This is a genomic window from Maribacter sp. TH_r10, from assembly GCF_033101095.1.
Classification (GTDB): domain Bacteria; phylum Bacteroidota; class Bacteroidia; order Flavobacteriales; family Flavobacteriaceae; genus Maribacter_A; species Maribacter_A luteus.
Window position 1 is genome coordinate 85,485 of sequence record NZ_JAWMPY010000011.1, and the last position, 14,033, is coordinate 99,517.

Annotated in this window: 13 protein-coding genes and 1 other RNA gene; 7 read left to right on the forward strand and 7 right to left on the reverse strand. The window is 39.0% G+C overall.

The window, feature by feature from the left end; genetic code table 11:
- The first annotated feature begins 460 nt into the window (after positions 1-460).
- Together R3X28_RS18410 and ppgK are read left to right on the forward strand one after the other, a co-directional pair.
- On the forward strand, positions 461-769 hold the full coding sequence (locus tag R3X28_RS18410) for a hypothetical protein (RefSeq protein WP_154367376.1): 309 nt from the start codon (positions 461-463) through the stop codon (positions 767-769).
- A 127-nt stretch (positions 770-896) separates the two neighbouring features.
- On the forward strand, positions 897-1,658 hold the full coding sequence (ppgK, locus tag R3X28_RS18415; protein WP_154367374.1) for a polyphosphate--glucose phosphotransferase: 762 nt from the start codon (positions 897-899) through the stop codon (positions 1,656-1,658).
- A 31-nt stretch (positions 1,659-1,689) separates the two neighbouring features.
- On the opposite strand, the gene R3X28_RS18420 is transcribed toward ppgK, so the two are convergent.
- From R3X28_RS18420 to R3X28_RS18430, 3 genes are all read right to left on the reverse strand, one after another.
- Positions 1,690-2,595, reverse strand: coding sequence for a hypothetical protein (locus R3X28_RS18420; RefSeq protein ID WP_154367372.1), 906 nt, complete (start codon positions 2,593-2,595; stop codon positions 1,690-1,692).
- A gap of 120 nt (positions 2,596-2,715) precedes the next feature.
- Positions 2,716-4,512 (reverse strand): translational GTPase TypA, encoded by a 1,797-nt coding sequence (gene typA, locus R3X28_RS18425; protein ID WP_154367370.1) that lies wholly within the window; start codon positions 4,510-4,512, stop codon positions 2,716-2,718.
- A 111-nt stretch (positions 4,513-4,623) separates the two neighbouring features.
- Positions 4,624-5,166 carry a hypothetical protein gene (locus tag R3X28_RS18430; protein ID WP_154367368.1) on the reverse strand — a complete coding sequence of 181 codons (543 nt, stop codon included), beginning with the start codon at positions 5,164-5,166 and terminating at the stop codon, positions 4,624-4,626.
- 74 nt (positions 5,167-5,240) lie between these two features.
- Between R3X28_RS18430 and kdsA the strand changes: the two genes are divergently transcribed.
- A complete protein-coding gene (gene kdsA / locus R3X28_RS18435; protein ID WP_317666330.1) occupies positions 5,241-6,062 on the forward strand; it encodes a 3-deoxy-8-phosphooctulonate synthase in 822 nt (273 codons plus the stop codon).
- 11 nt (positions 6,063-6,073) lie between these two features.
- On the opposite strand, the gene R3X28_RS18440 is transcribed toward kdsA, so the two are convergent.
- Both R3X28_RS18440 and R3X28_RS18445 read right to left on the reverse strand, forming a co-directional pair.
- The gene (locus R3X28_RS18440; RefSeq protein WP_282054495.1) at positions 6,074-6,433 is read right to left on the reverse strand and encodes a DUF1801 domain-containing protein; all 360 of its coding nucleotides are present in this window, start codon (positions 6,431-6,433) and stop codon (positions 6,074-6,076) included.
- A 111-nt stretch (positions 6,434-6,544) separates the two neighbouring features.
- A complete protein-coding gene (locus R3X28_RS18445; RefSeq protein WP_317666319.1) occupies positions 6,545-7,876 on the reverse strand; it encodes a sensor histidine kinase in 1,332 nt (443 codons plus the stop codon).
- Positions 7,877-8,098: 222 nt separating this feature from the next.
- Here R3X28_RS18445 and R3X28_RS18450 point away from each other — a divergent pair, with 222 nt between their 5' ends.
- Genes R3X28_RS18450 through creD form a run of 3 tightly spaced genes read left to right on the forward strand, consistent with a single transcriptional unit; the run spans position 8,099 to position 10,395 of the window.
- Positions 8,099-8,707, forward strand: a complete 609-nt coding sequence (locus R3X28_RS18450; RefSeq protein ID WP_317666321.1) for a hypothetical protein — start codon at positions 8,099-8,101, stop codon at positions 8,705-8,707.
- Entirely contained in the window at positions 8,708-9,004 is a 297-nt protein-coding gene (locus R3X28_RS18455) for a winged helix-turn-helix domain-containing protein (RefSeq protein WP_154367362.1), read from the forward strand.
- A gap of 47 nt (positions 9,005-9,051) precedes the next feature.
- On the forward strand, positions 9,052-10,395 hold the full coding sequence (creD, locus tag R3X28_RS18460; protein WP_317666324.1) for a cell envelope integrity protein CreD: 1,344 nt from the start codon (positions 9,052-9,054) through the stop codon (positions 10,393-10,395).
- Positions 10,396-10,461: 66 nt separating this feature from the next.
- Here the strand turns inward: creD and R3X28_RS18465 are convergent, their stop codons facing one another.
- Positions 10,462-11,667 carry an NAD(P)-dependent oxidoreductase gene (locus R3X28_RS18465; RefSeq protein WP_317666326.1) on the reverse strand — a complete coding sequence of 402 codons (1,206 nt, stop codon included), beginning with the start codon at positions 11,665-11,667 and terminating at the stop codon, positions 10,462-10,464.
- 413 nt (positions 11,668-12,080) lie between these two features.
- On the opposite strand from R3X28_RS18465, the gene ssrA reads away from it, so the two are divergent.
- Positions 12,081-12,479: a transfer-messenger RNA gene (ssrA, locus tag R3X28_RS18470) on the forward strand.
- 242 nt (positions 12,480-12,721) lie between these two features.
- Here ssrA and R3X28_RS18475 read toward each other — a convergent pair.
- Complete coding sequence (locus R3X28_RS18475; protein WP_317666328.1) at positions 12,722-13,912, reverse strand: leucine-rich repeat domain-containing protein; 1,191 nt, start codon at positions 13,910-13,912, stop codon at positions 12,722-12,724.
- Positions 13,913-14,033 lie beyond the last annotated feature (121 nt).

A 14,033-nucleotide genomic window follows, 5' to 3' on the forward strand; every position in this document is an offset into this window, starting at 1 on the left:
TCATATTAAAAGCAACCAAAGATAATGTCTATTTTAACGCATAAGCCAATAATAATCACATGCAATTAAAAAAAGACAATAAACCACTCTACGACAATAATTTACATTGATATTCCAATGTATAAAAAAAAGCCAAAAATTAGTGTAAATTCAAAAAAATGTATTTCATTTGTCGTGTAAAAGCAATACTAATTTTGCTTTATCAACAGTATGAAATCATTTGGGCCAAACCTATCTTCGGGTTGTTCGATTTGTGCTTTAAAAGCTTCCGATTTTATTCAAAAAAATCGGGTGACATCCATTTTTATTTTTGATTTTCCGCTCTTCATTTCTTCTTTACTTTTTAATTACTCGATGAGGTAAACCTTACTTTTTTGGAGCTGGACTCCCGGAATGGAGTTTAGCACCTTATAGACCCGTAGTACCATTTTTTTAAATCATTAATTAAATACCATTTATTATGAAAACACTTTTTATATCCTTGTTTTTAATCGTTAACGGCCTTGGAGGGGCAATTGTGCAAGAATCAGAAAAAATAACCGCTACTTACGAGGGGTTTGAAGACGGCACGTATTATTTTACCGATAATGACGGATTTTCAAATGAATTTCAACATGTTACTGAAGGAGTACTTGAAAGTTACGACCTGACCGATGAAATGTACAAAGGAAAATTATTTATAGTAACTTATATTTCCGAAGTTGAGACCGATGATCTTGATGAGGAAATCACCGTAAATACCATAACCGAATTAAAGATTAAAGAATAACCGTCAAAAGGGGCTACGCGCCCCTTTTTTATTTAAAAGTGGTTTCACATGAGTCAATTTCAGGACAACCTCTTGTCCTATAGCCAATTCTTTTTGTTACTTTGCGTCCGTAACATAAACAAAAAAAATGGTAGTTCTTGGTATTGATATTGGAGGTTCTGGAATGAAAGGGGCGTTAGTAGACTCGCTAACAGGTGAAATGTTGACCGAAAGACACCGGATTCCGACCCCTGAATCAAGGAAACCTGCAGAAATGGCCCAGGTCGTAAAGGAAATCGTTGAACATTTCAATCACAAAGGCCCAATAGGTGTCGGGTTTCCTACCGTTATAAAGAACGGTATCTGTAAATCGCCGGGCAACCTACACAAAAAATGGTTAGGAGTAAATGTTCAGGAATTATTCGCAGAGGCTACCGGACTTCCGGTAACGGTCATTAATGATGCAGATGCCGCAGGGTACGCCACAATGAATTACGGAATAGGTAAAGGTAAATTGGGTTTAGTTCTGATGATCACCATTGGAACGGGTCTTGGAAGTGGGGCTTTTTTAGATGGGGAACTTATCCCTAATTTCGAACTGGGCCAAATACCTTATAAAAAATTTAAAAAAATTGAATCATGGGCTTCTGCCGGAGCCAAGGAACGTGAGGACCTCAGCTATGAAAAATGGGGAAAACGCTTCAATACTTTTTTGGAACTGGTAGAACTGATTGTTTCGCCAGACCTGATTATCCTTGGCGGAGGCACCTCGAAAAAGTACAATCAATTTAAAAAATGCATCACCATCGACACCCCTGTTGTACCGGCAGAATTAAGGAATGAAGCTGGCATCATTGGAGCCGCAGCTTCAGCCATGCACCAGGCCCCGAAAGATTTCGTAAAGGAATAAAGAACTTATCAATCTATACTAAAAGGCTTATTTAAAGGCCTTTTAGTATAGTCGCATTTTCAGGGACCGCAAAGAAATCATCGTTTATATCTTTCACAAACTGCATATCGGTAATATCTATTTGGGTAATATATTCACCTTGCTTACCTTCATTTGTCGTCCAATGGGTCTTTAGCTCTTTTGGTAATAGAACCCCACTTACATTCAACAATTCTCCTACTTCCATGAATTTTTCTGGATTGTGTCCGCCATTTTTAAAATATTCTGGATAAGAAACAATGTACCTAGTTGCTGTCAACAAATGGGTTTCTTTGTCAAATTGTAATATATAATAATCATCCGGGGCATCACCGGTACCAGCAGCAAAAGTTACTTTTACCACATCATTGACCTTGTTCTTATACACTACCTCAGGTAATAATTCCAGATGAACACCTTCTCCATCCAAAACAAATGGGTGCCCCATTAAATAAAGAGGAGTCAATGCCCAGAATTTGGTATCATAAGCAAAGGCCGTGGAATCTTTGGCCTTTACCCAAGCCGTTTTGCCATCCCAGCCATATTTAGCTGTACTATCGGTAACACTCGTATGAACGGCCTTATTGCGCCATACATCGACTACCTGATAGCTATCGCGTTGAGTTTTACCCTCTAAAGGCTGATAATTGAATCGAAAAGATAACGCCCCATTACTAAACCATTTACCTAATCCGCCATGTGCTTCCATTCCTGCCCAAACTATTTTTCCTGCATCGGACTTCCCCAGTCTTTCTTTCGCTTTTGAAACACGTTTTTTAACCCAAGATTCAGGAATAGAATAATCTTGAACCATTACCTTATGGGTTTCTTGTTCTTCTGGTTTATTTTCTTTGGGTTGTTCCTTACACGAAGACAATAAAATTACCATTGTGAACATACCGATTATCATTACTTTCATAGAAATCATTTTATATTTAAGGCAAACAGTCGCAACCAACCTTACAACCTTTCATAATATTGAAATAAAAAGGCCCTGACAGTATCGTCAGGGCCTTTATAAATTTGAGTACGAGTGATTTTAAGCTATTTTATTTCGCTTACGATCCACTTCGGTCAAGTGTATTTTACGCAATCTCAAGAATTTTGGAGTTACCTCTACATATTCATCTTTCTGAATGTATTCCAAAGCTTCTTCCAATGAGAATTTGATAGCGGGCACGATCTTTGCCTTATCATCAGCTCCGGAAGAACGTACGTTGGATAGTTTCTTGGTCTTTGTGATATTAATGGTCATATCATCACCTCTAGAATTTTCACCGATAACCTGTCCTTCATAAATATCCTCTCCCGGGTCTACGAAGAACTTACCTCTATCCTGTAATTTATCGATGGAATAAGGTATGGCCTTTCCGGTTTCCATAGAAACCAAAGAACCATTCTGTCTTTGGGGCACATCACCTTTCATTGGTTGGTATTCGAAGAATCTGTGCGCCATAATGGCTTCACCAGCGGTAGCGGTCAATAATTGGTTACGCAAACCTATAATCCCCCTAGATGGAATAACGAACTCACAATGCATACGATTTCCCCTAGCTTCCATACTGGTCATTTCCCCTTTACGGATAGAAACCATTTCTACGGCCTTACCTGAAACTTCGTCCGGCAAATCAATGGTCAAACGTTCAACGGGTTCACATTTAACACCATCTATTTCCCTTATGATTACTTGAGGTTGCCCTATCTGTAATTCATAACCTTCCCTTCTCATGGTCTCGATCAATACGGAAAGATGCAATACGCCACGGCCAAATACCATGAACTTATCGGCACTATCGGTTTCTTCGACTCGTAGGGCCAAATTCTTTTCCAATTCTTTTTCAAGACGTTCCTTGATATGTCTTGATGTTACATATTTACCATCCTTTCCGAAAAACGGACTATCGTTGATGGTGAACAACATACTCATGGTAGGCTCATCAATGGCGATGGTCTTTAAACCTTCAGGGTTTTCGAAATCGGCAATGGTATCCCCGATTTCAAATCCTTCAAGACCTACGATCGCGCAAATATCGCCGGTAATTACTTCTTTAACCTTTATTCTTCCAAGGCCTTCAAAGGTGAACAATTCCTTGATCCTCGATTTCACGATGCTTCCATCACGTTTCACCAAAGATATTTGCTGACCTTCTTTTAACGTACCGCGTTGTAACCTTCCGATAGCAATTCTTCCTGTAAATGAAGAGAAATCCAAAGAAGTGATCAACATTTGGGTGTTACCTTCCTTAGGTTCAAATGTTGGTATATGTTCAATTACCATATCCAACAAAGGTTCTATTGAATCAGTTTCATTTCTCCAATCATCGCTCATCCAATTGTTCTTTGCCGAACCGTACACCGTTGGAAAATCCAATTGCCATTCCTCGGCCCCTAATTCAAACATTAAATCGAACACCTTCTCATGTACTTCCTCTGGGGTACAATTTTCCTTGTCAACCTTGTTGATTACCACACATGGTTTTAACCCAAGATCAATAGCCTTTTGCAATACAAATCGCGTTTGTGGCATAGGACCTTCGAAAGCATCGACCAACAACAATACCCCATCGGCCATATTCAACACCCTTTCAACTTCACCACCAAAATCGGCGTGACCAGGGGTATCAATGATATTGATTTTCGTATCCTTATAAGTAACCGAAACGTTTTTGGAAGTAATTGTTATTCCACGTTCACGTTCAAGATCATTATTATCCAAGATCAATTCTCCCGTATCCTGATTGTCCCTAAAAAGTTGACAATGATGCATAATTTTATCTACCAAGGTGGTCTTACCGTGGTCTACGTGTGCGATTATCGCGATATTCTTTGTTGACATAACTTTTATTTAATAGCGTGGCTATTTTCAGCGGGCAAAGATACTGCTATTTTCTATAGTTCATCATAAAACGACCTTAATTCTTATATAATTGATTTTTAGCGATTTACTTTAACGTTGTTTACGTATGACCCAACCAAGCTTTGCAGCTAGCAATATACCGAAACCTTGATCGTATTCGTCAAAGAAATACGCAGGGCCCGCTTCAAGTCTAAACTGAAAACCTTTAGGCGCTGTTCGCTGTAAACCATAAACAAAACCAAATCCGGCAAAATAGCTACTAGAATAGTCTAAATCACCAATTATGGCTTTACCGCTTTGAACGGCAATAGTTGGAGCCAAGTAATTACCGGTGTTACCTGAAATATGTTTTCCCTTATTCAACCTACGTTCAAAATTGTAATAATGACGGTACTGAAATCTACCGATAGGATAAATGCCGAAACCATCCTCAAAAAAAGTTGATTCCCTATAAGCAAATCCAACGGTAAGCTCTGCTGCCAATGTCGCATTCGCAGAAATCCCAGCTTCATAAACTACCCCAGGGAGTAGAAAATTCAATGAAAATTGATTATCCTCAACATTTTTAGGAGATTGCGCACCCATGGAACAAATAAAAAATAAAGCCAATAAAAACGATAGTGAATTTTTCATGGAGATAGTTTAGTTATTTGTCGATATTTATCAAATACCTCGCCAAAAGCCTATCTTTGAAAAAAAATATATTGATGGATCTAAATCGCATTCCCCAATTAAAATACACAACCAAGAACAATTTCTTTCTCCTTGCAGGCCCTTGCGCCATTGAAAGCGAGGAAATGGCCCTGCGTATTGCCGAAAAGGTAATTACCATAACGGACAGGTTGGAAATACCCTATGTTTTTAAAGGTAGTTTTAAAAAGGCAAATCGGAGTCGAGTAGATTCATTTACCGGAATCGGAGACGAAAAAGCATTGAGGATATTGCGAAAAGTATCTGAAACTTTCAAGGTGCCTACCGTAACGGATATACACGAAATATCAGATGCCGATATGGCCGCTGAATATGTTGACATACTACAAATACCGGCTTTCTTGATACGCCAGACCGATTTGGTCGTGGCGGCTGCAAAAACCGGTAAGGTGGTAAACCTTAAAAAGGGACAGTTCATGAGTCCGGAAAGCATGCAACATGCGGTAAAAAAAGTTACCGATTCAAAGAATGAGCAAGTAATGGTCACCGATCGGGGTACCATGTTCGGGTATCAGGATATGATCGTCGATTTTAGGGGCATACCCACAATGAAGCAATACGCACCCGTTGTTTTGGATGTTACCCATTCGTTGCAGCAACCCAACCAATCATCCGGCGTAACAGGTGGGCGACCCGACATGATTGAAACCATTGCAAGGGCAGGAATCGTAACCGGTGTAGACGGACTCTTTCTTGAAACACATTTTGACCCTGCCAATGCAAAGAGTGATGGGGCAAATATGTTGCACTTGGACCATTTGGAAAAATTATTGACCAATTTAGTAAAGATTCGAAAAACTGTGAACGAATTGAAATAGGATAAGGGTCGTTACTTATAAATTTTTTTATCACGTACGGAATAAGCATCAAGCAAGACCTCTACCAAGATTTCATCGTTTATCTCTTCCAGAGATCTATAACGCAACGATTTCATCATTTTTCGACCGGCAGTGGTCATAAATTCCAAGTTTTTGGTCAAATGCGCCGCATTCCAAAAACCTACATCAACATAATCCTTGCTCTGGTTTAGGTAACAATAGGGCTTGTCACCTATATAATAAAACGGGATACGGTACTTAAATTTTAAGTCGACCTCCGGAATAGTTTTCTCAATGACCAATTGCAAATGCAACAACATACCCCTAAAAGGTTCTGGTTGGTTGATGATATAGGCTTCTGCGGGATTCATTATGCCATAAAGGTAAGAACAAATTATTATCAGAATCAGAAACGGACTCCCCATAATACAGCGCCAAAACCCGATTCTCAAGCGTAGGCTCCACCATAAATTTCAAGGGAATTAATTTAAAGCAAGGACTGGCTCACTTACTTTACCGGCTTCGAAACCATTGATCACATCCCTTTTATAGAGGGAGAAATAAAATGTTGACCCCTCTCCCAATTCGCTTTCAACCCAAATCTCACCTCCCATTTTACCGATTATTTTCTGAACTACGGCCAAACCGATTCCGCTGGAATCCTGAACAGGGTTCGTATTTAATTTTTGAAACAGTTTAAATATTCGATCAAAATGTTCCGAAGAAATCCCTTCCCCATTATCACTTACATAAAACTTAAAGCGGTCTACCTCATCGATAACACCAATATGGATCAGAACCTCGGATTTATCATTGTATTTAATCGCGTTCTGCACCAAATTTTGGAATACCTGCAGGATCTGTGCCTTATCGACCAGTAAGCGGGGCAAAGCGCTATCTTTAATAATATGGATGTTATTCGCACTATTGGCCTGGACCATGGTATCTACCAATGTGTTCAAGTCGAGTAATCGGGTAACCTTCTTATTATCAACACCCAAGGAATATTGTAGAATTCCGTCTATTAAAACATCCATTTGTGCCACCTGATCCATCAACAAGGTTAAATTATCGCCGGCACTGGCAAGACTTCCCTTTTTCAAATCATCCTTGACCCATGCGGCAAGAGAGTGTACATTTCGTAACGGCCGTTTCATGTCATGGGAAACCACAAAGGCGAATTCCTCGAGATCCCTATTCTTACATGCCAATTCCTTTGCCCTTTTCTCCAGATCCAAGTTTCTTTGCTCCACTTCGGATTTCAATCCTAAATTGGCCTTCTTCAATTCCAATTTATAGCGAAGAAACCCATTCTGGATAAAAAAGGAAAACAAGAAAATAGTAGCCAAGGAAAGTAATATAGGGCTATGAACGGATGCAGGAATGTCGCCCAACCATAATCCTAGAGCCATATGAACAAAAGTGGTTAGGGTGAAAACTATAACATACATACGGTTGGTCTGAAGCAAAATACCTCCGAAAAGTACAATATAAGCGCCTAGAAGATAATCTAACCCAAAGGCATTGAGCGATAGCGTATAAATAAGATAATGGGCAAACAACAGTAAGGAGAAAAAAACTACATGCCCATAATTTTGACGGCACCACAATTTATTTAGGCCGGGGATAAGGGCAACCAAAAAGAAAAATAAACTGAAAACTTCCCTCCCATAAGGGACTTCTATACGATCTACATTTACAATCCCTATTATCATGGAATAAATCCATAATCCCGGGGCCATCAAAAACAGTATCAATTTTGAATTGCTAATTTCAAAATCATCCATTTTGCCCATATTTCCAAGAATCCCCATTTCCTATAATTTTTACCAAAAATAAGTGCAGAAAACACTGCTGTATGGTCAATTGCGTTCAAGGCGATTCAACTGTAGATGAAATACGGATATCCTTAGATGAGTATAATTATCATTATTATGAAAAGAAACATATGGTAGAACAACTATATCGAAAAAAAAGTTGAAGTATTAGGAATACTTAAAATAAATATTAACTTTGTTTTTCAAAGTACTTTTAAAATGAAATCAAAAAAATACCTTGACGATATATCCGAAATCAAAGAATTGATGTCCCGTTCTTCGCGATTCATATCCCTTAGTGGCCTTTCGGGTATACTAGCCGGACTGTATGCTATAACCGGGGCTATTTTGGCCTATGTTTATTTAACCCCCAATAGTGAGGACTACATAGTTCTGCATAGCTACAAGTTCAAATATTTAGTTGCCATTCTCATTGCGGTCGCAACGTTGAGCATAATAACCGCTTTTCTCTTGACTACTAGGAAAGCCAAACAAAACAATGAAGCTATCTGGGACGCAACTACAAAAAAATTATTGGTCAGTTTCTTAATTCCGCTGATTACGGGAGGTATCTACATTATAATTAAACTGCAAAGCCAACACTATGGATTAACAGCTTCCTTAATGCTTATATTTTACGGCTTGGCTTTGGTAAATGCCTCGAAATATACGCTGGGCAATGTAAAATATCTGGGTTATGCCGAAATTATCCTAGGATTGTTATGTGCTGCCCTACCGGGATACGGGCTTTGGTTCTGGGTCGCTGGTTTTGGCGTTTTACATATCTTGTACGGTAGTATGGTATACTTTTTAGAAGGAAAAAAATAAATGGGCCTCATTGACAACATCAATAAACTTTTCGATCACAGAATCAGGCTTGGTATTATGTCGATTCTTATGGTAAACGAGTATATAGACTTCAATGGTTTAAAGGAATTACTCAAAGTGACCGATGGCAATCTTGCCAGTCATACCAAAACATTGGAAAAAGCGGAATACGTTAAAATTGAAAAATCCTTTATCGGCAAAAAACCCAATACCAGATATACCATTACCCCTTTGGGCCGGCAAGCATTTCAGAAACATATTAACGCCCTAGAACTCATTATTAAACAACACGAATAATTTTTTTATCAATCTACTTTGTTTTTCAAAGTACTTTTAATTTAAATATGGAAACAAAAAAACAAAAAATCGGAAATTGGTTCAAAACAAGTATCTCGGCCAGAATGTTAGTAGTAGGTTTCATTTTTCTGATCCTTCTCATACCCCTCAGCTTCGTTAAAGATTTAATTCGGGAACGTGAAACCAGACAAGCGGAGGTAATTCAAGAAATCAATGAAAAATGGGGCAATGAGGTTGTTCTTTATGGTCCTATCGTCAAAGTACCTTATAAAACCTATACTGAAGAGAAAATCTTTGACGAGCAGACCAAAACCTTTACGAAAAATTACAAAGAAGTCTTGAACCACGCCTATTTTCTACCCAAGAAACTCGATATTAAATCCAAAGTCAACACCAAACAACTGGAACGTGGTATTTACGAGACTGTGGTTTACTCTGCCGATATTACAATGAACGGAAAATTTCCCGAGTTCAACTTTTCTACGGCCGACATACCGGAAAAAGACATTGTTTGGGATAAGGCCACACTTCTTTTACAAACCTCCAATCTTAAGGGCATACGTAATGAGATACAAATAACAATGAATCAACAAGAGTATACGTTAAAACCCAAATTCGATGAATCTTATATGAGCACACTTGAATCGGGTTTCTTAAAAGGCCTGTTCGCCAAGGATAAAAACCCTGCTTTCTCATTTAATGTCCTAATAAACGGTAGTGAATCACTCCGCTTTGTACCTGTTGGAGGCGAAACCTCCGTCAGTATGCATTCTGATTGGCATTCCCCAAGTTTCAACGGAAACTATCTTCCCAATGACGAAACCAAGAAAATTTCCGACAACGGTTTTGAAGCATATTGGACCGTTCTTGAAACCAACCGGCAATTTGGACAGCAGTTCTTCAATAATTTACCCAACTTGAACAAATTCGCCTTTGGCACCAGTTTGATCATCCCTATTGACGACTATCAGAAAACAGAACGAACGAGCAAATATGGTATCTTGATCATAGGTCTTACCTTATTGGTATTTCTTTTGATTCAAATAATCAGCAAGATAGCCATCCATCCTTTTCAATACTTTATGATCGGTTTGGCTTTGGTCATGTTCTATACTTTATTGATATCCATTTCGGAACACCAGAACTTTCTACTGGCTTATGTAATCGCAGGTGTATCTGTGGTTGGTTTAATTACGGCCTACTCTAAAACAATCCTGAAGAACAAAAAATTTCCTTTACTGGTTTTCGGTTCATTAACAGCGTTGTATGCTTTTATATTCGTCATCATTCAGTTGGAGAATTATGCGCTATTGGTTGGCAGCATAGGTCTGTTCATAATATTGGCGATCGTAATGTTCACCTCCAAAAAAATCGACTGGGGCAATCAATAATCCTTTCAAATAAAAATCCGCTAATCTTGACCGGATTAGCGGATTTAAATATTTTATAACCGAACTTTACTCCTTCCCATCCACATAATCTTGCAAATAGGCATAACGCGGAGTTAACTTACCCTCTTTGGTCATTCGGGCACGTTCTAAAATTCCGTCCTTGTCATTATTGAAAAAAGCAGGAATCACATGTTCTACAAATGCTTCCCCGAATCCCCCACTGGCATCACGTGGTAGTTCGGCAGGTAAATTATCAACCGCCATCACGGCAATTGCCTTGTGATTTTTATAATCGGTTTCGAATTCCGATTGAGGGTCATACCCATAAACGGGATCGGCTATGGTCGATGCTTTAATGGTACTGGCCACAGGGCCATCGATATCACAGCTGATATCGGCCACCGTATTTATCTTGAAATCGGGTTGCTTGGCATCTTCCCTCGTAAAAAGGTATGGAGCGCCGTCACCGTAAAAATGCCCTGCAATATAAAAATCAGTTACCCTGGCGAAGCGAAAAAAGTTAGACTCATAGTCTTGTGGATTAGCAAAAAAGTCCTTATCAGTACCTGTTGTACCGTCTTTGCGTTGGTTATAATCCATGACATCGATTTGACAATATACGGGCTCGTTGAATTCATCGTTAAGGAATTCCTTAACCCCAACTTCTCGCAATAGCATACCTTCCAACATTTCCCTTGCACCATTGCCTACCCTACCTTTTCCGGTCAAGAGGATTTTTATATTCGGAAGTGTTATTTTCTTCAATTCGGAAATCAATGCTTTTTGGTCTGCCAATTGCTCCGCCTTTGGCATGGCATATAACCCATGTTTTAGTCCGTATGCCCGAAAACCATTATAAGCCCCGACTATACCGGCATACCTGCCAAAAGCCACCAAGCGCATACCCTTTTCGTTTGTAATCACCTCATGATCGTACATTTCGATATTCTTATCCAAGAATGCACGTAATAATTTTCTATTGTACGGTTGCTTTTTAATGGTATGGGAAAAAAAGAAATATTTCTTATTGGGAATCAATGCACTTATAGGAACTTCTTTCACCCCTAGCAACACATCACAATCCTCCATTTTTGAAGCAACCTCAATACCTGCCATTTTATATTCATCATCTGAAAAAACCCGAATAGCTGAAGGTTCAACGATGATTTCGGCATTTGGATAAGTAGCCTGGACTTTTTGACAGGCATCTGGAGATAAGACCACACGCCGATCTGGCGGGTTCTTACGTTCTTGTATGATTCCGAATCGCATAAATTGTATTTGGTATAAAATTTGTTCTAAATTAAGCAATATAGAATACAATTGACGATTTTATATTAATGAAGCGTAAAAGTGCTTATATAAAATAATTGTAAGGATGGACAAAGTTTTTACTAGCTTTGCGGTCTTGCCTATTATAGTTTAAAAAACGTAGGCCGCGTTAGGGATTGAGGTGAGTACCGTGTACTCCCGAAAGCCCGACCTGAAGACCTGAATGGTTTTTAAAACCTTGAAGGTCCTGAAGGAAACGCCCAACTTCTTGAAGCATGACAAACAAGTGTCCTTTTCGAAGTTGAATTGATATAAGTTCTTTGAAAAAAAGATGAGAAAATCCAATCCTGACGTTCACCTAAAGGCTCTGTTAGGATTCATTAACGAGAATCTAAGATTCTCTATCTCATTATGGGGCCGACTGGTTTTGACAGCGAGACCAATGGCAATGTAAGCATGTCGAGCGCTGGGATACAGCTCGTTAATATCATTTTCCACACTTTTAATTGGCGAAAATAACTACGCTCTTGCCGCTTAATCTGAATTATAGTAAGATTAGCCTCGTCCCTACAAGGTAGGGAAGCGAGATGTTCCTGAATAGCCTCTGTCGACGGCGATTCAATCCGGAGCACCATAAATGTCGATATAAGGATGGTATTCGCTTTGGTACCATCACCAAAATCTAAAGAAGCTAAGTATGTATTAGGCTGTTTCCGGTCAGGTACATATCGAAAACCAAATGGAAACTAAACATGTAGAAAGCTTTGTAATTGCTTGTTTGGACGAGGGTTCGACTCCCTCCGGCTCCACTCCAAAAGCCACCTTCGGGTGGTTTTTTGCGTTACAGCTACGGGAGTCGAAGACCAGCGCACCTGCTCGCTCCTTCGTTAAAAAGGTCTACTAGACCTTTTCTTTACACTCGGCCGTCTCCGGCTCCACTCCAAAAGCCACCCGAAGGTGGTTTTTTGCGTTACGCCTACGGGAGTCGAAGGCCAGCGCACCTGCTCGCGCCTAAGCTAAAAATGTCCGCAATTTCATAAAACCTGGAAAGGCATTAGTTACACCCAACACCAATATTTGTCCTTAAGAATAGAACACCCCCATTTCCCGATTGTAGATCACAAACACTCTGTGGTACATTCCGTAATGGATTATTCCATAGATTCAAATAGATTAAATTAGTCATCAACCCCATTTCCTTGGGGATTTCAAGTATGGTATTATCCTCTAAAGATAAAGATTCAAGGCTTGTTAATTGCCCGATTTCGGGTGGCACGGAAACAATATTATTACTGTCGAAGCTCATTGATACCATGTTGCTCATTTGTCCTATTTCCGTGGGTAATGTAATAAGTCGATTTCCATCGGCAAATAATAATTCAAGATTATTCAATTGCCCAAGTACAGGTAATATTGTATCCAGTTCATTTTCTCTCAAATCCAATTGACTCAAACGTTTTAACCGACCTATTGCAGTAGGAAGATTGGTAAGTTCGTTACCAAACAAGTTCAAGTATTCAAGATTCTCCAACTGCCCTATTTCTGTTGGGAGCGAAGCTATTTGATTGGAAGAAAGGTTCAAATTACTCAAATTAACCAACTTTCCTATTTCTGGCGGTAAAGTAGAAAGTTGGTTTCCTTTAATTACCAAAAGATCGAGACTTACCAACTCCCCGATTTCCTTGGGCAAAACACTGATATTTTTTGAATGGATATAAAGCTCTACCACACTCCCATTATCTGTACTAACCCCATCCAGGTTACCTAAATCAACAGCATTATCCATATCCCAACCTAAGGTATTCCCGGGGTTGGCATCTAAAATAGCCTGCAAAACCTGTTTTTGACTTAAAGGTGCAGATATATTCACCGTATATACGGCCTTACTACCATCTTCGGCTGTAATCGTATAATCTACCGGATCTGTAAAATTCCGCGCCGTATCAAAATCAATGGTCGCTTGTTCAGATAATTTTATTTCAGGTAACAAACCTTTAATATTCGTGCCACGTGGCATGGTTGCTGTTATGGTTTTACTCGCTTCATCTATAGTTGCAACCACATTAATATCAATAGGATTATTGGTCAATAGAAATACAAAGCTGATAATTTTCTTTTCAGAACTTTTTTCGGGTATTGGATCATCCCCTTTACTGCAACCAAAGCTGGCTAAAACCACTATTAAGCAAAGTAATCTGAAGATATGATTGGGTGTTATATGATTTGTAATATATATATTTCTCATTTTTATTTTTCGTGATTTAACAAAATCCTTCAAGGTGTACATACAATCAAAAGCGTACATAAATAACCCTGCAGGGCCACTATGGGATATTTTTTATTCTACCCGAATAGGTATATACCAT

What these genes read in the sequence shown, in the direction of transcription:
- R3X28_RS18445 (WP_317666319.1), bottom strand. Translation starts at nt 7,876, where the DNA reads ATGGGGATTCTTGGAAATATGGGCAAAATGGATGATTTTGAAATTAGC.
- R3X28_RS18475 (WP_317666328.1), bottom strand. Translation starts at nt 13,912, where the DNA reads ATGAGAAATATATATATTACAAATCATATAACACCCAATCATATCTTC.
- R3X28_RS18410 (WP_154367376.1), top strand. Translation starts at nt 461, where the DNA reads ATGAAAACACTTTTTATATCCTTGTTTTTAATCGTTAACGGCCTTGGA.
- R3X28_RS18440 (WP_282054495.1), bottom strand. Translation starts at nt 6,433, where the DNA reads ATGAATCCCGCAGAAGCCTATATCATCAACCAACCAGAACCTTTTAGG.
- R3X28_RS18465 (WP_317666326.1), bottom strand. Translation starts at nt 11,667, where the DNA reads ATGCGATTCGGAATCATACAAGAACGTAAGAACCCGCCAGATCGGCGT.
- typA (WP_154367370.1), bottom strand. Translation starts at nt 4,512, where the DNA reads ATGTCAACAAAGAATATCGCGATAATCGCACACGTAGACCACGGTAAG.
- R3X28_RS18450 (WP_317666321.1), top strand. Translation starts at nt 8,099, where the DNA reads ATGAAATCAAAAAAATACCTTGACGATATATCCGAAATCAAAGAATTG.
- R3X28_RS18420 (WP_154367372.1), bottom strand. Translation starts at nt 2,595, where the DNA reads ATGAAAGTAATGATAATCGGTATGTTCACAATGGTAATTTTATTGTCT.
- ppgK (WP_154367374.1), top strand. Translation starts at nt 897, where the DNA reads ATGGTAGTTCTTGGTATTGATATTGGAGGTTCTGGAATGAAAGGGGCG.
- R3X28_RS18430 (WP_154367368.1), bottom strand. Translation starts at nt 5,166, where the DNA reads ATGAAAAATTCACTATCGTTTTTATTGGCTTTATTTTTTATTTGTTCC.
- R3X28_RS18455 (WP_154367362.1), top strand. Translation starts at nt 8,708, where the DNA reads ATGGGCCTCATTGACAACATCAATAAACTTTTCGATCACAGAATCAGG.
- kdsA (WP_317666330.1), top strand. Translation starts at nt 5,241, where the DNA reads ATGGATCTAAATCGCATTCCCCAATTAAAATACACAACCAAGAACAAT.
- creD (WP_317666324.1), top strand. Translation starts at nt 9,052, where the DNA reads ATGGAAACAAAAAAACAAAAAATCGGAAATTGGTTCAAAACAAGTATC.